At 62.8% G+C, this 24,219-nt stretch carries 23 protein-coding genes; 12 read left to right on the top strand and 11 right to left on the bottom strand.

Annotated elements, in window-relative coordinates:
- Positions 1–15: 15 nt before the first annotated feature.
- Positions 16–1,299, bottom strand: coding sequence for an MFS transporter (locus HHL24_RS16520; RefSeq protein WP_169486520.1), 1,284 nt, complete (start codon positions 1,297–1,299; stop codon positions 16–18).
- A 73-nt stretch (positions 1,300–1,372) separates the two neighbouring features.
- Positions 1,373–2,785, bottom strand: coding sequence for a M20 family metallopeptidase (locus HHL24_RS16515; protein ID WP_169486519.1), 1,413 nt, complete (start codon positions 2,783–2,785; stop codon positions 1,373–1,375).
- A gap of 214 nt (positions 2,786–2,999) precedes the next feature.
- On the opposite strand from HHL24_RS16515, the gene HHL24_RS16510 reads away from it, so the two are divergent.
- On the top strand, positions 3,000–3,959 hold the full coding sequence (locus HHL24_RS16510) for a LysR family transcriptional regulator (protein WP_169486518.1): 960 nt from the start codon (positions 3,000–3,002) through the stop codon (positions 3,957–3,959).
- A 201-nt stretch (positions 3,960–4,160) separates the two neighbouring features.
- The gene (locus HHL24_RS16505; RefSeq protein WP_169486517.1) at positions 4,161–4,583 is read left to right on the top strand and encodes a hypothetical protein; all 423 of its coding nucleotides are present in this window, start codon (positions 4,161–4,163) and stop codon (positions 4,581–4,583) included.
- A gap of 98 nt (positions 4,584–4,681) precedes the next feature.
- Here the strand turns inward: HHL24_RS16505 and HHL24_RS16500 are convergent, their stop codons facing one another.
- Both HHL24_RS16500 and nodI read right to left on the bottom strand, forming a co-directional pair.
- Positions 4,682–5,509, bottom strand: coding sequence for an ABC transporter permease (locus tag HHL24_RS16500; protein WP_169486516.1), 828 nt, complete (start codon positions 5,507–5,509; stop codon positions 4,682–4,684).
- Between the two features lie 64 nt (positions 5,510–5,573).
- A complete protein-coding gene (gene nodI / locus HHL24_RS16495; protein ID WP_169486515.1) occupies positions 5,574–6,488 on the bottom strand; it encodes a nodulation factor ABC transporter ATP-binding protein NodI in 915 nt (304 codons plus the stop codon).
- Positions 6,489–6,753: 265 nt separating this feature from the next.
- On the opposite strand from nodI, the gene HHL24_RS16490 reads away from it, so the two are divergent.
- Entirely contained in the window at positions 6,754–7,218 is a 465-nt protein-coding gene (locus tag HHL24_RS16490; protein ID WP_169486514.1) for a universal stress protein, read from the top strand.
- 133 nt (positions 7,219–7,351) lie between these two features.
- On the opposite strand, the gene HHL24_RS16485 is transcribed toward HHL24_RS16490, so the two are convergent.
- The 3 genes from HHL24_RS16485 to lexA form a co-directional block, all read right to left on the bottom strand.
- A complete protein-coding gene (locus HHL24_RS16485) occupies positions 7,352–7,999 on the bottom strand; it encodes a DUF2939 domain-containing protein (RefSeq protein ID WP_169486513.1) in 648 nt (215 codons plus the stop codon).
- Positions 8,000–8,196: 197 nt separating this feature from the next.
- A complete protein-coding gene (locus HHL24_RS16480; RefSeq protein ID WP_169486512.1) occupies positions 8,197–8,541 on the bottom strand; it encodes a hypothetical protein in 345 nt (114 codons plus the stop codon).
- A 58-nt stretch (positions 8,542–8,599) separates the two neighbouring features.
- Positions 8,600–9,250, bottom strand: coding sequence for a transcriptional repressor LexA (gene lexA, locus HHL24_RS16475; protein WP_169486511.1), 651 nt, complete (start codon positions 9,248–9,250; stop codon positions 8,600–8,602).
- Positions 9,251–9,565: 315 nt separating this feature from the next.
- On the opposite strand from lexA, the gene HHL24_RS16470 reads away from it, so the two are divergent.
- The 6 genes from HHL24_RS16470 to HHL24_RS16445 all read left to right on the top strand — a co-directional run bounded on the left by HHL24_RS16470 (position 9,566) and on the right by HHL24_RS16445 (position 15,894).
- Positions 9,566–10,615, top strand: coding sequence for a sulfate ABC transporter substrate-binding protein (locus HHL24_RS16470; protein ID WP_169486510.1), 1,050 nt, complete (start codon positions 9,566–9,568; stop codon positions 10,613–10,615).
- A 140-nt stretch (positions 10,616–10,755) separates the two neighbouring features.
- On the top strand, positions 10,756–11,658 hold the full coding sequence (gene cysT, locus HHL24_RS16465) for a sulfate ABC transporter permease subunit CysT (RefSeq protein ID WP_169486509.1): 903 nt from the start codon (positions 10,756–10,758) through the stop codon (positions 11,656–11,658).
- On the top strand, positions 11,655–12,680 hold the full coding sequence (cysW, locus tag HHL24_RS16460; protein WP_169486508.1) for a sulfate ABC transporter permease subunit CysW: 1,026 nt from the start codon (positions 11,655–11,657) through the stop codon (positions 12,678–12,680). Before cysT ends, cysW begins: the two co-directional genes overlap by 4 nt.
- Positions 12,680–13,738 carry a sulfate/molybdate ABC transporter ATP-binding protein gene (locus HHL24_RS16455; RefSeq protein WP_169486507.1) on the top strand — a complete coding sequence of 353 codons (1,059 nt, stop codon included), beginning with the start codon at positions 12,680–12,682 and terminating at the stop codon, positions 13,736–13,738. Before cysW ends, HHL24_RS16455 begins: the two co-directional genes overlap by 1 nt.
- A 103-nt stretch (positions 13,739–13,841) precedes the next feature.
- The gene (locus tag HHL24_RS16450) at positions 13,842–14,768 is read left to right on the top strand and encodes a CysB family HTH-type transcriptional regulator (protein ID WP_169486506.1); all 927 of its coding nucleotides are present in this window, start codon (positions 13,842–13,844) and stop codon (positions 14,766–14,768) included.
- 82 nt (positions 14,769–14,850) lie between these two features.
- A complete protein-coding gene (locus HHL24_RS16445; RefSeq protein ID WP_169486505.1) occupies positions 14,851–15,894 on the top strand; it encodes an asparaginase in 1,044 nt (347 codons plus the stop codon).
- A 159-nt stretch (positions 15,895–16,053) separates the two neighbouring features.
- On the opposite strand, the gene HHL24_RS16440 is transcribed toward HHL24_RS16445, so the two are convergent.
- The 4 genes from HHL24_RS16440 to gcl all read right to left on the bottom strand — a co-directional run bounded on the left by HHL24_RS16440 (position 16,054) and on the right by gcl (position 20,723).
- Entirely contained in the window at positions 16,054–16,455 is a 402-nt protein-coding gene (locus HHL24_RS16440) for a DUF3597 domain-containing protein (RefSeq protein ID WP_169486504.1), read from the bottom strand.
- Between the two features lie 580 nt (positions 16,456–17,035).
- Positions 17,036–17,944 carry a 2-hydroxy-3-oxopropionate reductase gene (locus HHL24_RS16435; protein WP_169486503.1) on the bottom strand — a complete coding sequence of 303 codons (909 nt, stop codon included), beginning with the start codon at positions 17,942–17,944 and terminating at the stop codon, positions 17,036–17,038.
- An 84-nt stretch (positions 17,945–18,028) separates the two neighbouring features.
- A complete protein-coding gene (gene hyi / locus HHL24_RS16430) occupies positions 18,029–18,838 on the bottom strand; it encodes a hydroxypyruvate isomerase (RefSeq protein WP_169486502.1) in 810 nt (269 codons plus the stop codon).
- A 109-nt stretch (positions 18,839–18,947) separates the two neighbouring features.
- On the bottom strand, positions 18,948–20,723 hold the full coding sequence (gene gcl / locus HHL24_RS16425; protein WP_169486501.1) for a glyoxylate carboligase: 1,776 nt from the start codon (positions 20,721–20,723) through the stop codon (positions 18,948–18,950).
- 462 nt (positions 20,724–21,185) lie between these two features.
- Here gcl and HHL24_RS16420 point away from each other — a divergent pair, with 462 nt between their 5' ends.
- From HHL24_RS16420 to HHL24_RS16410, 3 genes are all read left to right on the top strand, one after another.
- Positions 21,186–22,100 (top strand): LysR family transcriptional regulator, encoded by a 915-nt coding sequence (locus tag HHL24_RS16420; RefSeq protein WP_169486500.1) that lies wholly within the window; start codon positions 21,186–21,188, stop codon positions 22,098–22,100.
- Positions 22,101–22,285: 185 nt separating this feature from the next.
- A complete protein-coding gene (locus HHL24_RS16415) occupies positions 22,286–23,014 on the top strand; it encodes an RNA polymerase sigma factor (RefSeq protein ID WP_169486499.1) in 729 nt (242 codons plus the stop codon).
- Positions 23,004–23,939, top strand: coding sequence for an anti-sigma factor (locus tag HHL24_RS16410; protein ID WP_169486498.1), 936 nt, complete (start codon positions 23,004–23,006; stop codon positions 23,937–23,939). Before HHL24_RS16415 ends, HHL24_RS16410 begins: the two co-directional genes overlap by 11 nt.
- The last annotated feature ends 280 nt before the right edge of the window (positions 23,940–24,219 follow it).

The raw sequence follows: 24,219 nt of genomic DNA, 5'->3' as shown, positions 1-24,219 counted from the left end.
CCACATCAAACTCGCTCAGCGAATCTTCAGCTTCGAACGTACCGCATAGAGCGCCAGCAAACTCGCTACCGCGCAGAACATCAGATAAAAGCCGGGCGCGAGTTTATTGCCGCTCGCGTCAATCAGCCAGGTGATCACGAAGGGCGCAAAACCGCCGAACACCGTCACGCCGATGTTGTAGCTGACCGCGAGACCGGTCGCGCGTGTCTGCGTCGGGAAAATCTCCGACATCAGCGCGGGCAGCGCGCCGAAGTACGTGGCCTTCAATACGCCGATCCAGATCAACGCCAGCAGCATCGTGGCGAACGACGGATGCGCATTCATATATACGAAGGTCGGATAGACCGTCAGCAGCATCAACGTTGCCGCAGCCGCCATGATGCGGATCCGTCCCGCGCTATCGGACAAGTGGCCGGCGAACGGCGTCAGCACCGTCAGTACGATTCCCGTTGCGAGCGTGGCCGCGAAGCCGGTCGAAGCGGGTAAGTGCAGCTGCTTGATCGCGTAGGTCGGCATGTACAGAATCATGTAGTTGGCCGCGGTCGAAATGACTAGTGAACCGACCGCGAGCAGCATGCGGACCTTCTGTGTGCCGAACAGATCGCGCAGCGGCGTACGCGTTTTGGGCTCCGTGTTGAACTCGGCGCCTTCGTCCACGTAGCGGCGAATATAGAAGCCCACCGGGCCGATCGCGAGGCCGAACAGAAACGGAATGCGCCAGCCCCACGATTCGAGTTGCGCCGTTGTGAGCTGGCTCGTCAGCAACGCGCCGAAGCCGGAGGCGAGCAGCGTCGCGAGGCCTTGGCTCGCGAACTGCCAGCTGCCCATGAAGCCGCGCCGCTCGGGTGCATGCTCGACCAGAAACGCGGTGGAAGCGCCGAACTCGCCGCCCGCCGAGAATCCCTGGACGAGTCGCGACAGCATGATGCCGGCCGGCGCCCACAAACCGATCGCGGCATACGGCGGCATCACGGCAATCGTCAAAGTGCCGATCATCATCAAGCCGATCGACAGCAGCAGCGACACCTTGCGCCCCGCACGATCCGCGAGCGAGCCGAGTACGAGTCCGCCGAGCGGCCGGATCATGTACGAGATGCCGAAGGTGCCGAGCGTGAGCATCAACGAAATCGCTTCGGTACGGGCAGGGAAGAACAGCTTCGCGATCGTGACCGCGAAAAATCCATAGACGACGAGGTCGAACCATTCGAGCGCATTGCCGATCGACGCCGCGAGAATGATGCGATGGAACTTCGCGGCGGACGGCCGCGCGGCGCTGGCTGGCAGGGTGGACGTGATCATCGTGGACGTGCCTCGTGGCGGATGCGGGTGACGGTGAACTGCGCGCGTGATGCGGGCGTGCTGCGTTGATCGCTCAGGCCGCGGCTTCTGGTGTCGTCGCGCTTGCGTGCGGTGAGTTCTCGCCGAGATCCCAGAACAGTCCCGCCATGATCTGCAGACCCTCGCGCACCACCGGTCCGAGCAGATGCTCGTTCGGCGCGTGTTGCGAGCAGGCCGGGTATGAATGCGGCACCCAGATGGTCGGCAGGCCGAGCGTGTCGGCGAACACTTCGTTGGGCAGCGTGCCGCCGAGATTCGGCAGCACGGCGGTTTTCTTGCCGGTGGTCTGTTCGAGCGAGGCGATGGCCCACGTGACCCACGGGTCGTCGGGATTCAGACGTGTGGCCGGCGCACCGCGCTCGACGCTGATCTCGACCAGCGAAAAACCATGCGCATTCAGATGCGCGCGCAGATGCTGCGCCAGCTTTTCCCAGTCGGTGCCGACCACGAAGCGCAACTGGCAATGCGCGAACGCCGAGGACGGAATGGCATTGACCGGGTTCTCGGGATTGCCCGCCTTGAAGGCCAGCACTTCGAAGCTGTTCCAGCCGAACACACGCTCCGGCGGCGTGAGACCGGGCTCGCCCCAGTTATCGTCGACGGCCGGATCGCCCGGGCCGCCGCCTACCGTGATATCGGCCAGTGCACGACGCACCGCCTCGGGAATCGGCGGCGGACGCAAGCCGTCGACGGCGATCACGCCGCGTGCATCGACCAGACTCGCGAGTGCGTTCGCCAGCACGGTGGCCGGGTTGCGCAACAGACCGCCCCAATTGCCCGAGTGGTGCGCGCCGTCACGCAGATTCAGCGAGAGCTTGAAGTTCACCGAGCCGCGCGAGCCGAGGAAGACGGTGGGGCGGCGCGCGGCGAGGCGCGGACCGTCGGACGCGATCAGCACGTCCGCGGCCAGTTCCTGCTTGTGTGTGTGGCAGATCGCGTCGAGGCCCGGCGAGCCGGTTTCCTCGCCCATTTCGATCAGCAGTTTCGCGTTAAAGCCGAGCTTGCCGCCGCGCGCTGCCAGCACGCTCGCAAGCGCGGCGAGATTGATGGAGTGCTGGCCCTTGTTGTCCGCGGTGCCACGGCCATACCAGCGTTCGCCTTCGACCGTCACGGCCCAGGGCGTCAGCGGCGCGCGCCACTGGCTGTCGTAGCCGCGCACGACGTCGCCGTGGCCATAGATCAGTACGGTGGGCAGACGGTCGTCTTCGTGACGATTGGCGAACAGGAACGGCCCGAAACCTTCCGCCGGGTTATCGACGATGCGCGTGCTGAAGCCGAGTCCTTCGACTTCGGGCGCAATTTCCTCAGTCAGATACGAGAGCAGCGTGGCGGCACGGTCGCTTTCCTGACTCTCGGTGCGAAATCCGACGCGCCGGTTGAGGTTCTCAAGAAAGGCGCCTGATTCGAAATGGTGCGTCGCGTGTTCGATGGCCTGGTTGCGGCTCATTGTTGTCTCCGGTGCGGGGTGCGGGGGATGGCGGCGACGCGGCGTCGCGCGTGGCATGTCTGGTTCGCGGCCATCAGCTTCGAAACGATTCTAGGAGGCCGTTATTTTTGTCACAATGATCGTATTTCGAAGCTTGCGTTGCCAGAAAGGCAAAGCTAGACCCTCCCGCACGCGGCTCCATACGCTCGTAGGTTCACTCGCATAGGCATCGCTTATGGCACTTTCATTACACGGCATTGCATTGCGCTATTTTGTTGAGGTGGCTCGCACCGGCTCGATCAGCGACGCGTCCGCGCGGCTGCATGTGGCCGTCTCGGCGATCAGCCGGCAGATCGCGCGGCTCGAGAGCGATCTCGGCGTCGCGCTGTTCGAGCGGCGCCCGCGCGGCATGTCGCTCTCCGAGGCGGGCGAGCGCCTGCTGGCCTACGCGCAGCGCAGCCTGCTCGAGGCGGAGCACGTGATGAAGGAAATCGGCGGCCTCGAGGCGTTGCACGGCAGCATGATCAAGGTTGCCAGTTCGGAGGGGTTCGCCGCGGACTTCCTGCCCAGTGCAATGGCGGCGTTCCGCAGCCACTATCCGGGGATCGACTTCACGCTCTCCGTCGTGCCACCGGGCGAGGCGACTCGCCGGGTGCGCGACGGCGACGCCGATCTCGCGCTGACGTTCAGTCTTGCGCCGGAAAAGGGTGTCAAGGTCGAACACACCGAGCGTGCACCGGTGCTGGCACTGCTGCGTGCCGATCATCCGCTGGCCGCGCGCGCGAAGGTGTCGCTTGCCGACCTGCAGCGCTATCCGCTGGTGCTGCCGGAGCCTGGTACGACGATTCGGCAGCTGATCGACATCACCTGCGCGCTCGAAGGTGTCCTGCTCGAGCCCGATCTCACCTGCAACAATAGCGGCGCGATGTACCGTTACGCGCAGAAGTCAGGGGCGGTCATGTTCACGGGGCTGCTGTCGGTGCGCGACCGTTACGCCGGCGACGGCTTCGTCGCGATACCGTTGACGCATCCGCAGATGCGCCAGCGCAGCATCCAGGTGCAGACGATGGCCGGACGGGAGTTGCCACCGTCGGTGAAAGCGTTCCGCGACCATCTGATCGCGGAGATCGGCGGCGCGAAGCCCAGCGATGCTGCGTCGCCGAAGCCGGCTCGAAAGCGCGGCCCGACCCATTGATCGCATTGAAAGGCAAATCTCCCTGCCGGACGGCAAATCACGACCTAAACTGTGGGGACGGGGCGGGCTGGTCGGCCTCTACTGCGCGGCTGACGATGCTGCGGCCCACACCAGTGGTAGGATTCAGCCCGAAAAATGGAGAGCGGCACGCGATGAATGGGCGTGCCGTCCACAACAGAGCGATAGGACTCAGGACATCGAATGGCGCAACAAAAAACAAACCCAAAACTTGAGCAGGCGCTGACGCGCGGGGATCTTGCAATTCGCCAGGCCAACTCGGCGCGGGCGACCGCGTTGCTGCGGGCGTTGGGCAAGATGATCATCGACGCGTCGGCGACGATCGGTGTGGAGGCATTCACGCTGATTCCGGACGGCGACAAGATTTACGATCCCACCGATGGACTGTGGCCACAGGAATTGCAGGTTTCGCTCGACGGCCCCGTCGAGGAAGCGGATCCGGACGAAGTTCGAACTGTGCGTTTGATTGCCGATGATCCTGCCACGGTGTTCAGGGTTGAATGGCAGCGGGCAGATGGCAAGATCGGACGTCAGGATGGGGGGCCGTTTGCGACGGTGGCCTTTATTTCTGATGTGGATATTCCCTGGACGGATGACGAGGATTGAGTAAGGGTTTTGCGCGCAGCGGATGAAGGGGTTTGGGGCTTCGCGCAAAAACCCATCCATTCGCCACGCAAAAAAAACCTGGCCAGAGGCCCCCAACCCTATTTCATCATCCTGCGTCGAAACAAAACCGCCGAAACAACAAACCCACCCACCGCATAAGCCACCAGCACGGCAACGTGCAACACAGCCCCGTCGACAGGCCGCCCAAGCATAGCCGGCCGGATCAGATCGACAGCGTGCGCCAAAGGCAAAAGTTCAGTCACGACCCGCGCCGCGGCAGGCAATTGTGAAACAGGAAAGAACACACCGGACAGCAGCAACATCGGCGTCAACACCAACGTCTGGTAAAACATAAAGAAGTCATACGACGGAGCGAGCGCGGTGACCACCATCGCGACACTCGCGAATGCGAGCCCCGTCAGCACGATCACGGGCAACGCCAGCAGCATCGACGGAAAACTCGCGTAGCCCAGGCCCCCCGCGACCAGCATGATCGCCGCGCCCGATAGCATTGACTTGCTGCCTGCCCACATCACCTCGCCGAGCACGATGTCGCCGAGCGTCAGCGGCGTGTGCATGATCGCCTCCCACGTGCGCTGTACGTGCATGCGCGAAAAACCCGAATACATCGACTCGAAACTGGCCGACATCATCACGCTCGATGCCACCGTGCCCGCAGCGAGAAACGCGATATACGACACGCCGTCGACATGCCCGACCATCAGTCCAAGCCCGAAGCCCAGGCCGAACAGATAGATCATCGGATCGGCGAGATTGCCGAACATCGAGGCAATCGCGAGCTTCTTCCAGACCAGATAGTTGCGGCGCCACACCGCCATCCAGTTGACGGCGTTGGCGGGGAAAGCGGCGAAAGTTTCCTGCTTCGGCGGTATCTCGCCGTGGGGTTCGTAAGTGCGTGCGTCCATTGCGTGTCTCTTGCCGTGTCGTTATAGCTGTAGAGGGTTGCGACCGAGCCGATGTCGATTCGCGTCAGTCCTGCATCTCGCGCCCGGTCAGACGAAGGAACACATCTTCCAGATTCGCCGGGCGATGCAGATAGCGCAGATCGGCGCGTTGCTTGAGCCGGGCATGCACCGGCTGGGCGTCGTTCACATAGCAGAAGAGCGTCTCGCCGCTAATCTCGGTGCGCTCGACAAGCGGCGCCAATTCATCACGCAACGCAACCGGATCGGGTCCAAAGATTTCGATCACATCGCAGCCGATCTCGGATGCGATCAACTCGCGCGGCGCACCTTCGGCGATCTTGCGTCCTTCCTCGATCACGCACAGGCGGTGGCACAGCCGTTCGGCTTCTTCCATGAAGTGTGTGGTCAGCAGAATGGTCTTGCCGCGCGCGAGCAGCGAGCGCAGCCGCTCCCAGATCAGATGGCGCGCTTGAGGATCGAGACCGGTGGTCGGCTCATCCATGATCAGCACGTCGGGATCGTTGACGAGTGCGCGAGCCAGCGTGAGGCGCCGCTTCATGCCACCCGACAGTTCGCTCACGCGAGCATCCGCCTTGCTCTCGAGGCGCGCAAATTCAAGCAACGACGGCACCATCGCGCGACATTGCGCGGCGCTCAGACCGAAGTAGCGCCCGAACACCAGCAGGTTTTCGCGGACCGTGAAATCGGGATCGAGATTGTCGAACTGCGGCACGACGCCGACGCGCGCTCGCGCCACGCGCGCGCGGCCGGGAATCGGCTCGCCGCACAGGCGGATCGTGCCGGCGTCCGGGGCGGCGATGCCGAGCAGCATGCGCAAGGTGGTGGTCTTGCCTGCGCCGTTTGGGCCGAGCAGGCCGAAACATTCGCCGACGTTGACATGAAACGACAGTCCGTCGACGACCGTCTTTTCGCCGTAACTTTTTTTAACCTGGTGGAATTCAATGGCGGCTTCAGACATGGATCGATCGAGGCTCCGGGAAAAGACGTAAATGGCCGGTAAGGCCGCTCATTCTATGGCATCGGCAGCGAGGTGTTGATCGCCGCCGGATGTGCCGAACGGCATTTCTTGCGCTGCCGCATAGGTTCACGGGTGACCGGAACCCCGCTTGAATCCAGCACGCACCGGTTTAGGGCGCACTTAGCGTTTTCCATCCCTTGCAACCTGAATTGCGGCGCACCATGATTCATTCAGACCGCGTTCCTCGCGGGATGGGAGAAAAATCATGGCGAGCTACCAAAAAATTCTGTTGTGCTATGACGGCTCGCGCGAAGGCCGCAAAGCGTTGCGTTGCGGCGCCGACCTGGCGTTGGATCTAAAGGCGGAAACGCACTTACTGTCAGTGGTTGACATGCGATCGAGCATCGCGCAAAGCGCGGGCCTGCTGACCGATGTGGCCTGTGGCAGCTTCGAAAAAACAGCCCGCGACATTCTGCAGGAAGGAGTGGACTGGCTCACCGAACGCGGCGTGACCGCGCAAGGGCATTTTGCGTTTGGCCATCCGATCGACGAGATCGCCAACCTCGCCAACGAATTGCAAGTCGATCTCGTGGTGGTCGGTCACCGTTGCCGCACCGGTCTGTCACGATGGTGGATGGGCGCGGGGAATACTCCGCTGCTCGATCGGGTCTCGTGCAGCATTCTGGTGGCGTGTTCTTCCGCGCAGGAGCAGCAGCAAGCGGCGGCTTGACGCACGGCGGGGTGGAAGGCGTGGACGGGGCTTAGTAGGCTGAATGGGCCACATGCGCCGAACGGTCGCTCGTTCAGGGCGACCGCATCAGCCATTCGGTGATTCGCTCAAGTCGATAATGCTCGCCAGACGATCACTCGTTCAGATTGACCGCGGCAAGCTTCCATGTGAACAAACCTTCGCGCCGCAAGATCGCCGAGTAGCGCGCGTCACCCGCACCATGCTGATAGGTGACGACAAACTCATTGAGGCCGCGATAGCCCGCAGTGGTTTGGGGCGGTTGCGGTGGCGTTGCACTGTTCACGCTATTAGCTGGGCCGTTAGCCGTATTGCCGGCAACAGAGGGTGCGGGTTCTGCCGGTGCAGGCGCCGCTGGGGCAGGCGGAACAGGCGGCCGTTCGCCCGGGTTGCCGCGCGGCGGCATGCCGTTCAGCAATGCCGCAACACCGTCGGGTGTCGCATAAGCGTCGACCAGCGGACCAATCAAGGCCACGCCGATCATTGCACCAATCGCCGCGAACGGATTGCCGTTGCCATGCGCGTCGAGCCGACGTGTTAACACGCCGGTGACCTGCTGCTTCAGGCTTTCGCGCAACGCGGGAAAGTCGACGTACTCGTTGACGGTTTGGGTATCACGCGCATCCGCCGCACGTTTGAGATTATTCAGCGCCATGTAGGGCGACGCGTAACCGAACCCCAACGCGGCGATCACCGCAATCACAATTAAAGTGACGATCAGCGGCCGGGTGGCGCTGCGCTTCGTGCGAGTTGAAACTGCCATCGGGTGGGACTCTCCATCAGGTGTGATCTAACGTGGACCACGGCCACGTGAAAACGATCCCAGGCGATGCGAAATCCGAGAAGGAGTAGGCGGCCAAAGACTTTACGTCGGGCGTCGCACGTCGGGCGTCGCCAGTTGCACACCGCCCGGCGCACGCCGCACCACAACCGCGGAGTGCAGCGCACGCGCAGTCTAGCTTATGACTCGAACACCGCGCCGTGCACGTTGGCTTCTTCGGCGATGCAACGATCGATCATGCGGCACACGGCGTCTACTGTGCCGACCATGATCAGCCGCGACGACCCGTGATAGACGCGCACCGGCGCACGACGCGCAGGTTCAGCCGTATTCAGCCCGGAATTCAACGACACGCGAGCAAAAGCTGGCAGCGAAGACGGCAACCCCGATACGGCGGCGGGCGCGTCGAATAGCGATGGAGTCATGGCCGGGGACGCCTCGATCAGTGAGCAGGGCACCAGCTTGCGCAGATGGCGCAAACGACCGAACTGGCGAAAAGGCAGCAGGCGGGCAAGGCGTTCCATGAGTCTCTCCAGGCGATTCAACGTTGGGGCAGCTTTGGGTTGGCGGACAAGCGGGTGGTTAGAACTCGCCCGGGCGGATTAGCCCGACGGCGATACCCTCGAGCGCGAACTCCGCACTGCCGGTTTCAACGAAGATGTTGTCGTAATCGGGGTTCTCGGCGATCAGCTCGATACCGTTGGGCCGGCGCTTCAGGCGCTTGACCGTCACGTCGTCGCCAAGGCGCGCGATGATGATCTGGCCGTCTTTGGCTTCACTTTTCTTCTGCACCGCGAGCAGGTCGCCGTCGAAGATGCCCGCGTCGCGCATGGACAGCCCGCGCACCTTCAGCAGGTAGTCCGGCTTGCTCGAGAACAGCGCCGGGTCGCACGCGTAGTGCTGCGAGATATGTTCCTGCGCGAGGATCGGGCTACCCGCTGCAACGCGGCCGATCAGCGGCAGCGACAGTTGCATGATGCTGGCATGCGGCAGCGTGAACTGGTACGGCGAATCTTCCGGACCCGTCAGCAGGCGAATGCCGCGGGATGCACCGGCCGCGAGTTCGATCACACCTTTGCGAGCCAGCGCCCGCAAATGTTCTTCTGCCGAGTTGGCCGAACTGAAACCCAGCTCGGCGGCGATCTCCGCGCGGGTGGGCGGAAAGCCGGTGCGTTCGATGGCCCGGCGGATCAGATCGAAAACCTGCTGCTGTCGTGCGGTGAGTTTGGTCATGGCGCCACTGTATGTATGAACAGGTGACTGTATTTTTATACAGTATTCCGCGCAATTCAAGCTTTACTTTAAGTTCGTGGCCTGGGGCGGCGTTCCAGCGCCGCAAATGGACGTTCCAACACCTGTTTTCGCGTCGCAACGCCTTATCCGGCCGTCATTACCACTTTTGCGTATTAAAGAATGAGGAAACATTATTTTTAATGATGAAAGCTCTTCGATAGACTGCCCTTCGAGTTGGCGCTCATGTGCACGTGACCGCGACGCAAAACAACACCACACGCTGTTTCAGCGGACCACAACGCGGAGAAAGTTGGCATGAACCATCAGGGCACGGGGCTGGCAGGCAGGACCAGAAAACTCATCGCGGCGCTCGCATTCGGCGCAGTCGGCACGATCACCGCGGTCGGCGTCATGGCGCAGGCACATGCCGCCGAGACGACACTGCTGAACGTGTCGTACGACCCGACACGCGAGTTGTACCAGGACGTCAACCAGGCATTCGGCAAGGAATGGAAGGCGAAAACGGGCGAGGCGATCACCTTCAAGCAGTCGCACGGCGGCTCGGGTGCACAAGCGCGTTCGGTGCTGGATGGTTTGCAGGCGGACGTCGTGACGCTGGCTCTCGCCTACGACATCGACGCGCTGGCTAACAAGGGTCTGCTCGACAAAGGCTGGCAAAAGCGTTTGCCGGACAACGCTTCGCCGTACACCTCGACGATCGTGTTTCTCGTGCGCAAGGGCAACCCGAAGCACATCAAGGATTGGGACGATCTGATCAAGCCGGGTGTGTCGATCGTCACGCCGAATCCGAAGACCTCGGGCGGCGCGCGCTGGAACTACCTGGCGGCATGGGCCTATGCCGAACATCAGCCGGGCGGCAACGATCAGAAGGCCAAGGAGTTCGTTGGCAAGCTTTATAAGAATGCCGGCGTGCTGGATTCGGGCGCGCGTGGCGCGACCACCAGCTTCGTACAACGCGGGATCGGCGACGTGCTGATCGCGTGGGAAAACGAAGCGTTCCTGTCGCTGAAGGAATTCGGTCCGGACAAGTTTGAAATCGTCGTGCCGTCGGTGAGCATTCTGGCCGAGCCGCCGGTTGCGGTGGTGGACAAAGTGGTCGACAAGCACGGCTCGCGCAAGCTGGCGGAAGCGTATCTGAACTTCCTGTACAGCGAGCAAGGTCAGGAAATCGCGGCGAAAAACTTCTACCGTCCGCGTTCGAACAAGGTGCCGGCCGAGCTGACCGCGAAGTTTCCGAAGCTGAAGCTGTACACGGTGGACGATTCGTTCGGCGGTTGGGCGAACGCGCAGAAGACGCACTTTGCCGACGGCGGCGTGTTCGATTCGATTTACTCGCCGCAGTAACGGGCACTCAGCCGGACGAGATGCGTAGTTAGACACGCTAGTCACACCTCGCCAAAAAGCGCGCCCGCGAGGCGCGCTTTTTGGCCAGCCAGGCGGCCGGAAAAAGAGCCGCCGGCCTCAACCCTGAAAGAGTACTGAGCATGACGACGTTGACCTTCCGAAAACCGAGCGCGTTGCCCGGTTTTGGCCTGACACTCGGCATCACGGTGGCTTATCTGAGCCTCGTGGTGCTGATTCCGCTTGCGGCGACCTTTCTTAAGACCGCGACGCTCGACTGGGCTCAGTTCGTGCGCGCGGTGAGTTCGCCGCGCGTGCTCGCGTCGTATCGCCTCACGTTTTTCTCGGCCCTCGGCGGCGCGCTGATCAACGCGGTGTTCGGTTTTCTGGTCGCGTGGGTGCTGGTGCGTTATACGTTTCCGTTCAAGCGTATCGTCGATGCGGTGGTCGATCTGCCGTTTGCTTTGCCGACGTCCGTGGCCGGTATTTCGCTCGCGGCGGTGTATGCGGGCAACGGCTGGATCGGACAGTTTCTCGAACCGCTCGGCATCAAGATCGCCTTCACGCCGGCCGGTGTGCTGGTCGCGCTGACCTTCATCGGCTTGCCGTTCGTCGTGCGGACCGTGCAGCCGGTGCTCGAAGAGTTCGAGCGCGAACAGGAAGAAGCGGCCGCCTGCCTCGGCGCGTCGCGTTGGCTGACATTTCGCCGCGTGGTGCTGCCGGCCGTGTTCCCGGCCTTGCTGACAGGCTTCGCCCTGGCGTTCGCGCGGGCGCTCGGCGAATACGGCTCGGTGATTTTCATCGCCGGTAACGTGCCGATGAAATCGGAAATCACGTCGCTGCTGATCATTACCAAGCTCGAACAATACGACTACGCCGGCGCCACTGCCATCGCGGTCGTGATGCTGGTGGTGTCGTTCCTGATGCTGTTGTTGATCAATACGCTGCAGTGGTATCTGCAGCGTCGCACGGGTCGTGGCGGAGCGGGTCCTGCGCCTGCTGCTGCGAGCGTCGCGGCGATCGGTGTCGGCGGGGGTGCGCAATGAGCCACGATTCCGTGAAGCGTGCCGGTGCTGCCGCGGTCGCCGTGGCCCCACGCGCGCCGCTTAACGCCGCGCGCCGGCCCGATCCGGTCACCGAACCGCCCGTCGTGCGCTGGGTTCTGACTGGCGTCGCGTTGCTGTTTCTCGCGCTGTTCCTCGTCGTGCCGCTCGTCGCCGTGTTCTATCAGGCCTTGGCGAAGGGCATCGGCTTCTATCTGGAGTCGCTTGCCGATCCTGATGCGTTGTCGGCAATCAAGCTCACCGTGATTACGGCCGCGATCGCGGTGCCGCTGAATCTCGTATTCGGTCTCGCCGCGTCATGGTGTATCGCCAAGTTCGAGTTCCGCGGCAAGGCATTGCTGACCACGTTGATCGATCTGCCGTTCTCGGTCTCGCCGGTGATTTCCGGCTTGATCTACGTGCTGATGTTCGGCGCGCAGGGCTGGTTCGGTCCGTGGCTGCAGGACCACAACGTGCAGATCATCTTCGCGGTGCCGGGCATCGTGCTGGCGACGATCTTCGTCACGTTCCCGTTCGTCGCGCGTGAACTGATTCCGCTGATGCAGGCGCAAGGCAACGACGAAGAAGAAGCCGCGCACGTGCTCGGCGCGTCGGGTTGGCAGATCTTTCGGCGCGTCACGCTGCCGAACGTCAAATGGGGCCTGCTGTACGGCGTGATTCTGTGTAACGCGCGGGCGATGGGCGAGTTCGGCGCGGTGTCGGTGGTGTCCGGCCACATTCGCGGCCAGACCGACACGATGCCGCTGCACGTCGAAATTCTCTATAACGAATACAACTTCTCGGCGGCGTTCGCCGTGGCGTCGGTGCTGGCCTTATTGGCCCTCGTGACGCTCGGTCTGAAACTGCTCGCCGAGCGCCATATGTCGGCGGAACTGTCTGCCGCGCGCGATGTGCCGGCGTGTGCTGGGCCTGTCACGCTGACGCCCGCTTCACAGTTCACCTCACAGTCTGTCAATGCAACGCATGTGTCGCAGCAACACCCGCTCAAGCAAGGAGAGCTGTAATGGGTATCACCGTTCGTAACCTGCAAAAGCGCTTCGGCGATTTCGTCGCGCTCGATAACGTTTCGCTCGACTTTCCGCCGGGTGAACTGGTTGCGCTGCTCGGGCCGTCGGGTTGTGGCAAGACCACCTTGTTGCGCGTGATCGCCGGCCTCGAATACGCGGACGGCGGCCAGGTCGTGCTGCAAGGCCAGGACGTCGCGACGGTCGGCGCGCGTGAACGTGAAGTGGGTTTCGTGTTCCAGCATTACGCTTTGTTCCGTCATATGACGGTGTTCGAGAATGTCGCGTTCGGCTTGCGTGTGAAACCACGCAAGGAGCGGCCTTCGGAAGCGGTGATTCGCGAGAAGGTCCATGAACTGCTGAAGCTCGTGCAACTCGACTGGCTCGCGCAACGCTATCCGTCGGAACTGTCGGGTGGTCAGCGGCAGCGGATTGCTTTGGCGCGCGCGCTGGCTGTCGAGCCGAAGGTCCTGCTGCTCGACGAACCGTTCGGCGCGCTGGACGCGAAGGTGCGCAAGGAGTTGCGCAGCTGGCTGCGTCGTTTGCATGACGATCTGCATATCTCGACGATTTTTGTTACGCACGATCAGGAAGAAGCGCTTGAAGTGGCCGATCGGATCGTCGTGTTGAATCGTGGGCATGTGGAGCAGGTGGGCAGTCCGCAGGACGTGTACGACCATCCGCAAACCTCGTTCGTCTACGAGTTTCTCGGCGCGGCGAACCGTCTGCATGGCAACGTGGATGCGAGCGGCTTCGTGGTCGACGGCGCGGCGTTGCCGGTCGCGATCACGGCCGGTTTCAGCGGGCCGGCGTTCGCCTATGTGCGGCCGCACGATCTGCAGTTGTATCCGCAAGCGTCTGGCCACCGCGAAGGCATTGTGGTCGACGTGCGGCGCGTGGTGACGCTCGGCGGCTCGGTGCGTGTGGAACTGGCGGGCCGTGAGGGTAACGTGCTCGAGGCGGAACTCGACCGCGAATCGTGGCGCGATCTGCAACTGGCGGTTGGCGATGGTGTGACGGCCGTGCCGCGCGCGTTGCGCGTATTTCCCGCGCAATAGGTGCGCCACTAGCGCCACTAGCGACACTATAAGTAGCGCGACAACACTCGGCGTTTCAATCAAACTCTAATAACTCAACTCTGGCTCAACCGGAGACATACAGATGAACTTTCAGCAATTGCGCTTCGTGCGCGAAGCCGTGCGTCAGAACATGAATCTGACTGAGGTGGCGAACGTGTTGTACACGTCGCAGTCGGGCGTATCGAAACAGATCAAGGATCTGGAAGACGAGCTCGGCGTCGATATTTTCATTCGACGCGGCAAGCGTCTGACGGGGCTCACCGAGCCGGGCAAGGCGGTGCATCAGCTGATCGAGCGGATGTTGCTCGATGCGGAGAATCTGCGCCGCGTCGCGCGCCAATACGCCGATCAGGATAGCGGCCACCTGGTCGTCGCGACGACTCACACGCAGGCGCGTTACGCGCTGCCGAAGGTGATTCGTCAATTCACCGAGGTGTTCCCGAAGGTGCATCTGGCATTGCGCCAGGGCAGCCCGCAACAGATCGCGCAGATGATCATCAACGGCGAAGCGGATATCGGCATTTCGACCGAGGCGCTCGACCGCTTCCCGGATATCGTCACGTTCCCGTGCTATTCGTGGCACCACATTGTGGTGGTGCCGAAGGGCCATCCGCTGGTTGGGCGCGAGAACCTGACGCTCGATGAGATCGCCGAATTCCCGATCGTCACGTACGACCAGGACTTCACGGGCCGCTCACACATCGACCAGGCATTCGCGAAAGCGGGCGCATTGCCCGATGTCGTGTTGACCGCGATCGATGCCGACGTGATCAAGACTTACGTCGAACTCGGTATGGGCATCGGCGTGGTCGCGGCTATGGCCTACGATCCGAAGCGCGACACGGAACTGGTCGCGCTGGATACGCAGCATCTGTTCGAAGCGAGCACGACGCGGGTTGGCTTGCGCAAGGGCGCGTTCCTGCGTGCGTATGCGTACCGGCTGATCGAAATGTTTGCACCGCAGTTGAATGAGGCGGACATCGCCGCACAACTGCGCGAGGCGGTTTGAGGCACGTGCCCGAACCCAAAAGGAACGGGCATCCGTTTTTTCACGCATGGCGGCGCGCTGCGCATCGCTTACAATCGCCGCCATGAATACTTTGACTTCCTCCTCCCCGGCGCCTTCCGGCGAAGGCGCAACGCCCCAACTACCGCGCATCGCCGTGCTGGCAACCGGCGGCACGATCGCCGGGGCGGCCGCAGACGCTACTAACACTTCCGGCTACCAGGCGGGCGTGGTCGGCGTCGATCAATTGCTGGCCGTGGTGCCGGCTTTGTCCACGGTCGCGCGGATTGCGCCCGAACAGATTGCCAGCGTCGACAGTAAAGACATGGCGATGCCGCTATGGACCACGCTCGCGCAACGCATCAACACGCTGCTCGCTGAAGATGACATTGACGGCGTGGTGGTCACGCATGGCACCGATACACTCGAAGAAACCGCCTGGCTGCTGCATCTGACGATCAAGTCGGATAAGCCGGTCGTGCTGACCGCGGCAATGCGCCCGGCATCGGCGCTGTCCGCCGATGGTCCGTTGAATCTGCTGAATGCCGTTACGGTCGCGGCGAACGCGGGCTCGCGCGGGCAGGGCGTGCTGGTGGCTTTCAACAACAGGATTCACAGCGCACGTGACGTGGTCAAGACGAGCACGTATGCCGTCGATGCCTTCCACTCGCCGGAAATCGGCGCGCTCGGCTGGGTGCAGGACGGCCGCGTCGAATTCCAGCGCAACGTGGTGCGCCCGCATACGCTTGCCACCGAGTTCGTGATCGGCGCGAAGTGGCCGCATGTGGAGGTCGTCGTGAGCTATGCAGGCGTCTCGCGGATCGCCGTGGATGCGCTAGTGGCGGCCGGCGTGCGCGGCATCGTGGTGGCGGGCACGGGTAATGGCTCGATCCACGCTTCCATGCAACAGGCATTGGCCGATGCGGCCTCGCAAGGCGTGGCGGTGGTGCGTTCGTCGCGCGTGGGTTCGGGGCATGTGATGCGCAACGGCGCGGCCGCCGACGACGCACTCGGTTTCATCAGCGCGGGTTCGCTGAATCCGTACAAGGCGCGGGTGCTGCTGATGCTGGCATTGGCCGCGGGCGGCACGGGGCCGGTTGCGTTGCAGAAGACTTTTGATACGTACTGATTGATTTAGCGCGGACGGCCCGGTTCAAAGTCAGAACCGTGTCCCGCATGTGAAGCTTGAATGACAACGCGGCGCCCAGGTCATCGACCCGAGCGCCGCGTTGTCGTTTCAGCTTAAGGTTTATCGCTATCGCCGGAACCAGGCGAGGCTCGCAAGCCGTTAGGAGGCCAGATCCGGAGGCAACTTCCCGCCGTTCGCCGCCAGCGCTTGCATCACCTGTTTGTGCAACCAGATGTTCATGCTCGCCGAATCGTTCGTGTCGCCGGTGTACTTCAACTCCTGTGCGAGCTGCTTGCGATGCTCGAGGCTGCTGTCGACGCCGAGCGCTTTCAGCGTGTCGACGATCGACGTGCGCCAGTTCAACGTTTGCCCGCTTTCACTCACGAACTGGTCCATGACGGCCGCGACGTCGACATCGGCCAGCGGCGGGGGCGCCGGTGTAGCCTCCGGTGCAGCAGCTTGTGCCGCTGCCGGATCCGGTGTCGGCTCAACCGCAGGCGCAGGCTGGTCGGGCTTCGCTTTGCCGAAGAGCTTGTTTACGATGTCACCAAAGATGCTCATTCTGAATCCTTTGCAGATGGGTTACTGGCGCAAGCACATTCCGCTTACGGGTTGAACACTGGTTGGGAATCGGGCGAATGAAACCGAGGACATGCTTTGCTACGATCGGCAAGCCGCTCTTGAACGCTGATACGCCCGCAACCAGACTCAACGAGTGTAGGAGAAAAGCGCGGACCGATGTGTCAAAAAAGGTCGTGCCGCGGGCGCGGAGTTGCAAGCAAATGCAAGCGGACTTGCGAGCGGACTTGCGAGCGGACTTGCGAGCGGACTTGCGAGCGCACGTGCGCGGAGACCTGCAAAGAGACAAGCAGGCAGGCGGCATGCATGATGCAGCCGCTGCGAGAGATTGGCGGAAAACGCATAACTTTGAATCCGACAGCCGGACACCCGACGACGACGTCTGACCGACCAAGGCTTCCCCGGCGCCGCCGGGTGCCGCTGCGGACCCCACTTGCCGCTCTCAGCCCAGAGCGGCACGATTTGCCCTTGGCGCCGTGCATGCTGCACGACGCCAAGGGCGCCCCACCTGCGATTGCCATGACGTTGAAGATGCAACGATCACGGCAACCTATGTTGCTGTTTAAGCTGCCTTCGCTTCGCTATCCGGCGCTTGCGCGACTTCGTAGTTCGCCATGATTTCGAGTGCGCGCACCATGGCCGAGTGATCCCATGCCTTGCCGCCGTTTGCTGCACACACGCTGAACAGTTGCTGGGCACTTGCGGTATGCGGCAGGGCGATGCCCAGCTTGCGTGCGCCGTCCAATGCGAGGTTCAGATCCTTCTGGTGCAGTTCGATGCGGAAGCCCGGATCGAATTTGCGCTTGGTCATGCGCTCGCCGTGCACTTCGAGAATGCGCGACGAAGCGAAGCCACCCATCAATGCCTTGCGCACACGTTCCGGATCGGCGCCCGAGCGCGAAGCGAACAGCAGTGCTTCAGCAACCGCTTCGATGTTCAGCGCGACGATGATCTGGTTCGCGACCTTGCAGGTTTGACCCGCGCCGTTGTCGCCGATTAGCGAGATGTTCTTGCCCATCAGTTCGAACAGCGGCTTGGCGAGTGTGAAGGCCTTTTCCGGGCCGCCGACCATGATCGTCAGCGACGCTTCACGTGCGCCGACTTCGCCGCCGGACACCGGCGCATCGAGGTAGTCGGCGCCGAGCGCGTTGATCTTCTTCGCGAAGGCTTGCGTGTCGAGCGGCGAGATCGAGCTCATGTCGATCACGAGTTTGCCCTGCGTGAGGCCGGCGGCGACGCCGTCGTCGGCGAACAGCACGTTGGCGACGTCAGGCGTGTCCGGCACCATGATGATGACGATGTCGGCGGCTTGTGCGACAGCGGTCGAATTAGCGACGACGTTCGTCGTCTTGCTCAGATCTTCCGGCACCGGGTACGCGCCATTCACGAACAGCGTGTGGCCGCCCTTGATGAGGTTGCGCGCCATGTGCGCGCCCATGATGCCGAGGCCGATAAAACCGATCTTTGCCATGTGTCTAAATCTCCAGTGTTGTTTGGGGTCCCGCAGGGGGACGTCCTTCGGGGCGTGAGCTGCCTGATTCGACTAATGCGTCAATCAGGCAGCGGCGTGGGCTGCGCCGCGCGCTTGCCCGGCCACGCTCTGCACCCAGCCGAGGCCGGCGGCGGTGGTCGTGCGCGGCTTGTATTCGCAACCGATGTAGCCTTCGTAGCCGAGCGAATCGAGCAGGTCGAACAGGAACGGGTAGTTGATTTCGCCGGTGCCCGGTTCATTGCGGCCCGGATTGTCGGCGAGCTGGATGTGCGCGATCTGCGGCAGGTTCTTCTTGATCGTCGCCGCGAGTTCGCCTTCCATCCGTTGCATGTGATAGATGTCGTATTGCAGGAACAGATTGTCCGAACCCACCGCGCGAATCACGTCGAGGCCTTCGCCCGAACGGTTCAGCGCGAAGCCCGGGATGTCATACGAATTGCACGGCTCGACCAGCAGTTTGATGCCGGCTTTCTTCAGTTCGCCCGCGGCGAAGCGCAGGTTGTCGACGATCGTCGAGCGCGCCTTGTCCGCATCGACGCCTGCAGTCGGAATGCCGACGAGGCAGTTCAATTGCGGTACCTTCAGGGCCGTCGCGTATTCGATCGCGCGGCCGACACCTTCCTGAAACTCGCCCACGCGATCCGGCAGGCACGCGATGCCGCGTTCACCCGCTTCCCAGTTGCCCGCGGGCAGGTTGTGCAACACGAGCTTGAGACGGTTCTGCTGCAGACGTTCGCTCAATTCAGCGATCTGATACGGATACGGAAACAGGAATTCGACGGCGTTGAAGCCCGCGTCCGCTGCTGCCGCAAAGCGGTCGAGGAACGGGACTTCGTTGAACAGCATGGTGAGATTCGCTGCAAATTTCGGCATGGTGCTTGTGTCTCGCTGGTCGGTCAGTGGAATAACTTCATGAGGCGATCCAGTTGCGTCGAATTGCTACGCGGCTGAATCGCGCTCATCTACTGCAAAATCAGGAAGCTCAGTCGAGCATGCTGATGGCGGTCGGCGCGTCTTCGCGCTTCTCAGCCAGTTCTTCGAACTCGTTGATCGCGTCGATCTCGGTGCCCATCGAAATGTTGGTCACACGTTCGAGGATCACTTCGACGATCACCGGCACGTTGAACTCGGAGAGCATCGATTGCGCTTTCAACAGCGCCGGCTTCAGTTCTTCCGGTTTGAACACGCGGATCGCCTTGCAACCCAGGCCTTCAGCAACTGCGACGTGGTCCACGCCGTAGCCGTTCATTTCCGGCGCGTTGATGTTCTCGAAGCCGAGTTGCACGCAGAAGTCCATATCGAACGCGCGCTGTGCCTGACGGATCAAACCGAGGTACGAGTTGTTCACCACCACGTGCACGTACGGCAGCTTGAATTGCGCGCCGGCCGCCAGTTCTTCGATCATGAACTGGAAGTCGTAGTCGCCCGAGAGCGCGACGATCGGACGTTGCGGATCTGCTGCACGCACACCGAGCGCTGCCGGAATCGTCCAGCCGAGCGGGCCTGCCTGGCCGCAGTTGATCCAGTTGCGCGCCTTGTAGACGTGCAGGAACTGTGCGCCGGCGATCTGCGACAAGCCGATCGTGCTCACGTAGCACGTATCGCGGCCGAATACCTGGTTCATCTCTTCGTACACGCGCTGCGGCTTCATCGGCACCTTGTCGAAGTGCGTCTTGCGCAGCATCGTCTTCTTGCGTTGCTGGCAGTCGGCGACCCATGCGCTGCGGTCCTTCAGCTTGCCGGCGGCCTTCCATTCCTTGGCCACTTCAACGAACAGTTCGAGCGCGGCTTTCGCGTCCGATACGATGCCGAGGTCCGGGCCGAACACGCGGCCGATCTGCGTCGGCTCGATGTCCACATGCACGAACTTACGGCCCTTGGTATAAACCTCGACGCTGCCCGTGTGACGGTTCGCCCAACGGTTGCCGATGCCGAGCACGAAGTCGGAGGCGAGCATCGTCGCGTTGCCGTAGCGGTGCGAGGTTTGCAAGCCGACCATGCCGGCCATCAGCGGATGGTCGTCAGGAATCGCGCCCCACGACATCAGCGTCGGGATCACCGGCACGCCGACGGTTTCGGCGAATTCGACCAGCAGGTCTTCAGCGGCTGCGTTCAGCACGCCGCCACCCGAGACGATCAACGGCTTTTCAGCGTCATTCAAAAACTTCAACGCGGCTTCGATCTGCTTCCTCGTCGCTTTCGGCTTGTAGACCGGCAGCGGCTCATACGTGTCGATGTCGAATTCGATTTCGGCGAGCTGCACGTCGATCGGCAGGTCGACCAGCACCGGACCCGGACGGCCCGAGCGCATCAAATGGAATGCCTGCTGGAACACGCGCGGCACCAGCGCCGGTTCGCGCACGGTGACCGCCCACTTGGTGACCGGCTTGGCGATCGATTCGATATCGACGGCCTGGAAGTCTTCCTTGTACAGACGCGCACGCGGCGCCTGGCCCGTGATAGCCAGAATAGGAATCGAGTCAGCCTGAGCGGAGTACAAACCGGTGATCATGTCGGTGCCGGCAGGGCCCGAGGTGCCGATACACACGCCGATGTTGCCCGGCTGGGCGCGCGTATAGCCTTCGGCCATGTGCGACGCACCTTCGACGTGACGCGCCAGCACGTGGCTGATGCTGCCTGCCTTGCGCATGGCCGAGTAGAACGGGTTGATTGCTGCGCCCGGAACGCCGAATGCGGTGTTGATGCCTTCTTTTTCGAGCACCAGCACGGCTGCGTCGACGGCTCTCATCTTGGCCATGAATGTCTCCTGAAATGTCTTGGATGGGCGAATGGGTTGGCTAACGCATTCGCTGACGGATGTGCAAACCAAAAGGTGTTGATCGAACTGTAGGCCTCACCTAAAGGTTTGATAAGATCAGTTCGGGTCGCTTATTTCGAAACAAAAAGTATGGAGTGGCGCGTGGCTTGCCTGTCTGGATGGGCGGGTGCGGCGCGTGACGCCTGGGGCGCGGCAAGCAGAGGGCGGCCGGCGCCCGTGAAGCCGGGGCGGGAAGCGCTGAACCCTGAGCCGTTGGCCTCGGGGCGCGAGAGGGGCGCAGCGATGCTGCATGGGGCGGCAGTAAGTGCTCTGCATAGGACCCGAGTAGCGCGCTAAAGCGCGAACTCTGGTCGACTGCTAAAGCGCTAACACCGGTCGACCGCTCTGCATGGGACCGGAGTAAGCGCTAAAGCGCTAACTCCGGTCGACAGGAGACAAAAAATGGACCGCTTCAAACAAATCGAAACTTTCGTGCGCGTCGCCGACGCGGGCAGTCTCGCGGCGGCCGCGCTGGAAGAGGGCGTGTCGCCGGTGATTCTCGGGCGCCGCATCGACGCGCTGGAAAAGCGTCTCGGCGTGAAGCTGATGTACCGCTCGACGCGGCGCCTCGTGGTCAGCGAAGACGGCGCGGCGTTTCTCGAGCGCTGCCGCGGCCTGCTGACCGAATGGGACCAGGCGGAAAACGAACTGAGCGCCGGACGGCGCGCGGTGAACGGCCATCTGATCGTGTCGGCGCCGGCCGCGTTCGGGCGCAAGCACGTCGCACCGCTTGCGCCGGCTTTTCTCGCCGACAAACCGGAATTGCAGGTGTCGTTCAACCTGACCGACCGGGTTGTGGATCTGGTGCGCGAGGGTTATGACCTGTCGATCCGGATCGGCGGCGCAGTCGATCCAAATTTCGTCGCGGTGAAGCTGGCGTCGAACCGGCGCGTGGTCTGCGGCACGCCGGAATATTTCCGCCAATACGGCAAGCCGAAAACGCTGGAGGACCTGCCGCAGCACAACTGCCTCGCATTCAACCTGCAAGGCGGGCAGAACCGCGGCTGGTACTTCCGCCGCAACGGCAAGCTGGCGACGGTGCGGGTAGGCGGCACGCTCGACTGCAACGACGGCGAGCTGCTGCATCGCTGGGTGTCCGAAGGGCTCGGGCTCGGCTGGCGCTCCACGTGGGAAATCCAGCAGCAACTGGCGCGTGGCGAACTGGAAACCGTGCTGGATGAATTCGCGCTGCCCGACTACGACATTCTGGCGGTCTATCCGCAGCAGCGTTATGTGCCGGCCAAGGTGCGCTACTTCATCGACTATCTGAAAGAGGTGTATGCCAGCGAGGATTACTGGAATCGCCCGACTTATTAGCGGCTGGCGTAGGCCGCGACGGCGCCAGGGGGATGCGGCCTGGCAAGTGCCGGCGGCGTGGTTCCTCACTTATATATTCGGATTCAAGGCCCAGGCGGGAATAAACTCGGCATGTGACCGGTTATGCGTGATGAGCGAGTGAAAACGAGTTACACAGCCTAGCCGCAATGCCCTGGAGGGCCCAGGTGGTCCAAACCGATTCAGACGCCGCCCGCGCACACGTCAATGCCGACGCCGATGCAGCGAGGAGCCGCCGTTTCCAGCAACTGGCGCTGCCGCACCTCGACGCCGCGTACAACCTTGCGCGCTGGCTTTGCGGCAACGCCAACGACGCCGACGACGTGGTGCAGGAAGCGTTCATGCGCGCGTTTCGTTTCTTCGACACCTTCCGTGGCGACTCGGCGCGGCCGTGGCTGCTCGCGATCGTGCGCCGCACCTGGTACACGGAGTGGCGGCGGCGCGCGTCGTCGCACGAGGTGGTCGAGTTCGACGACACCATGGACGACGCGACCTTCGAAGGCTGGAGCGCGGGCGGTGCGGATCCGCAGACGCTCCTGATCCGCAACGAGGATACGAAGCTCGTGCACGATGCGCTCGCGCAGTTGCCGGTCGAATACCGCGAGGTGCTGATCCTGCGGGAGCTTGAAGAAATGGGTTATCGCGAGATCGCGATGGTGGCCGATGTGCCGATCGGCACGGTGATGTCGCGGCTCGCGCGGGGCAGGCGCAAGCTGGCCGCGCTGCTGACGGCGAAGCAAGGAGGGGGCGGTTCGCCTCGAGCCACAATGCCGGGCGCCGGCACGACGCCCACGGCGTCCGTAACGCCACTCCGGGCGGCCTCCAACGGCCGTCCATCCAACAACCCCGGCGCCAGCGCTGCCGGCTTAGCTCAGGAGACGCCAGATGGACTGTAACGAAGCGCGGCCGCTCCTCGATGCGAACGCCGACCACGAATTGACCGCGCCGGATGCTCAGCGCGTCCAGCAGCACATCGAGAGCTGCGACGCCTGCCGGCGCGAAAGTGAAAACCTGCATGCGTTGAGCGAGTCGCTGCGCATGGCGCCGTATCACCGCGCGCCGGCGTCGCTGCGGGCCCGTATCCTCGCGGGACTGCCTGGAACGGACGATGCCGTCGCCGAGACGCAGGCTCCGGCCGGCGCGGCCGTTAAACCGCCGCCACGTCAGCGGCGCTGGCTTGCGTGGGTCGATAGCTGGCTGAACGGCTGGCGGGGTCCGCAGGGCGGCTTTGGCGGCCTGGGCGCCGCCGTCGGCTCGAACAGACTGATTGCGCAAGGCTGGCTGGCCGCACTGGTCGTCGCGCTAGGCGCCGTGGCCGCGGGCGTCACGCTGAGTCTGCATCGCCCGGCGGAGTTCCCGCCGTTCGCCGACGAACTGGTCGAGAGCCACGTGCGCGCGCAGGTGTCGGGGCGCGATATCGACGTGATTTCGACCGACAAGCATACGGTCAAGCCGTGGTTCAACGGCCGGCTCGATTATTCGCCGCCGGTCGAAGATCTGGCGGCGAGCGGCTTCGCACTGGAGGGCGGGCGGCTGGATTACCTCGCGCATCAGCGGGTGGCCGTGCTGGTGTACCGCTACCGCAAGCATGTAATCGACGTGTACGTGTTTCCGGAGGCCGGCTCGGGCGGAACGGGCCGCAGCGCGGATGGCGCGGTCCCCGCGACACTTGCCCGCGAAGGCTATTCGATCTCGCACTGGAACGCGGAAGGCATGACCTGGTGGGCGATCACGGACGCTGCGCCTGATGCGCTGAGTGGGCTGGAAGCGGCGCTGAAGGCACGCCTGCAAGGCGGCAGCGAGCGCACGGAAGGCGGCTGACAGATTCGGGAATGCCGCGCTCTGTCGCGGCTCGAGAATGCGGCCGACAGGGTCTCGAAAGGCTCCGGAGGGGCCGTTACGACCGCTAAATGGCCTGCCAACGGCAGCGCAAAGAGAAGTCGCGGCGGCGGCCATCACGTTTTCGGTTCTGGCCGCAGCCTAAACCCTTGAAAACACACCCGATTCACGTGCCGCATTAACGGGATATCTTGCAACCCGGCCCTAATCGGGTTACACTCTTTGGCTTCTCACTTGCCACACCGGTTCCGACGCCCGGGTG

It is taken from the genome of Paraburkholderia polaris, assembly GCF_012927345.1.
GTDB classification, from domain to species: domain Bacteria; phylum Pseudomonadota; class Gammaproteobacteria; order Burkholderiales; family Burkholderiaceae; genus Paraburkholderia; species Paraburkholderia polaris.
The sequence above is the reverse complement of the archived record's forward strand: the minus strand, read 5'-3'. Positions and strand labels throughout refer to the sequence as shown.

Bases quoted from the DNA above. Each gene is read 5' to 3' on its own strand.
- HHL24_RS16520 (WP_169486520.1), bottom strand. From the start codon at position 1,299: ATGATCACGTCCACCCTGCCAGCCAGCGCCGCGCGGCCGTCCGCCGCG.
- HHL24_RS16515 (WP_169486519.1), bottom strand. From the start codon at position 2,785: ATGAGCCGCAACCAGGCCATCGAACACGCGACGCACCATTTCGAATCA.
- HHL24_RS16510 (WP_169486518.1), top strand. From the start codon at position 3,000: ATGGCACTTTCATTACACGGCATTGCATTGCGCTATTTTGTTGAGGTG.
- HHL24_RS16505 (WP_169486517.1), top strand. From the start codon at position 4,161: ATGGCGCAACAAAAAACAAACCCAAAACTTGAGCAGGCGCTGACGCGC.
- HHL24_RS16500 (WP_169486516.1), bottom strand. From the start codon at position 5,509: ATGGACGCACGCACTTACGAACCCCACGGCGAGATACCGCCGAAGCAG.
- nodI (WP_169486515.1), bottom strand. From the start codon at position 6,488: ATGTCTGAAGCCGCCATTGAATTCCACCAGGTTAAAAAAAGTTACGGC.
- HHL24_RS16490 (WP_169486514.1), top strand. From the start codon at position 6,754: ATGGCGAGCTACCAAAAAATTCTGTTGTGCTATGACGGCTCGCGCGAA.
- HHL24_RS16485 (WP_169486513.1), bottom strand. From the start codon at position 7,999: ATGGCAGTTTCAACTCGCACGAAGCGCAGCGCCACCCGGCCGCTGATC.
- HHL24_RS16480 (WP_169486512.1), bottom strand. From the start codon at position 8,541: ATGGAACGCCTTGCCCGCCTGCTGCCTTTTCGCCAGTTCGGTCGTTTG.
- lexA (WP_169486511.1), bottom strand. From the start codon at position 9,250: ATGACCAAACTCACCGCACGACAGCAGCAGGTTTTCGATCTGATCCGC.
- HHL24_RS16470 (WP_169486510.1), top strand. From the start codon at position 9,566: ATGAACCATCAGGGCACGGGGCTGGCAGGCAGGACCAGAAAACTCATC.
- cysT (WP_169486509.1), top strand. From the start codon at position 10,756: ATGACGACGTTGACCTTCCGAAAACCGAGCGCGTTGCCCGGTTTTGGC.
- cysW (WP_169486508.1), top strand. From the start codon at position 11,655: ATGAGCCACGATTCCGTGAAGCGTGCCGGTGCTGCCGCGGTCGCCGTG.
- HHL24_RS16455 (WP_169486507.1), top strand. From the start codon at position 12,680: ATGGGTATCACCGTTCGTAACCTGCAAAAGCGCTTCGGCGATTTCGTC.
- HHL24_RS16450 (WP_169486506.1), top strand. From the start codon at position 13,842: ATGAACTTTCAGCAATTGCGCTTCGTGCGCGAAGCCGTGCGTCAGAAC.
- HHL24_RS16445 (WP_169486505.1), top strand. From the start codon at position 14,851: ATGAATACTTTGACTTCCTCCTCCCCGGCGCCTTCCGGCGAAGGCGCA.
- HHL24_RS16440 (WP_169486504.1), bottom strand. From the start codon at position 16,455: ATGAGCATCTTTGGTGACATCGTAAACAAGCTCTTCGGCAAAGCGAAG.
- HHL24_RS16435 (WP_169486503.1), bottom strand. From the start codon at position 17,944: ATGGCAAAGATCGGTTTTATCGGCCTCGGCATCATGGGCGCGCACATG.
- hyi (WP_169486502.1), bottom strand. From the start codon at position 18,838: ATGCCGAAATTTGCAGCGAATCTCACCATGCTGTTCAACGAAGTCCCG.
- gcl (WP_169486501.1), bottom strand. From the start codon at position 20,723: ATGGCCAAGATGAGAGCCGTCGACGCAGCCGTGCTGGTGCTCGAAAAA.
- HHL24_RS16420 (WP_169486500.1), top strand. From the start codon at position 21,186: ATGGACCGCTTCAAACAAATCGAAACTTTCGTGCGCGTCGCCGACGCG.
- HHL24_RS16410 (WP_169486498.1), top strand. From the start codon at position 23,004: ATGGACTGTAACGAAGCGCGGCCGCTCCTCGATGCGAACGCCGACCAC.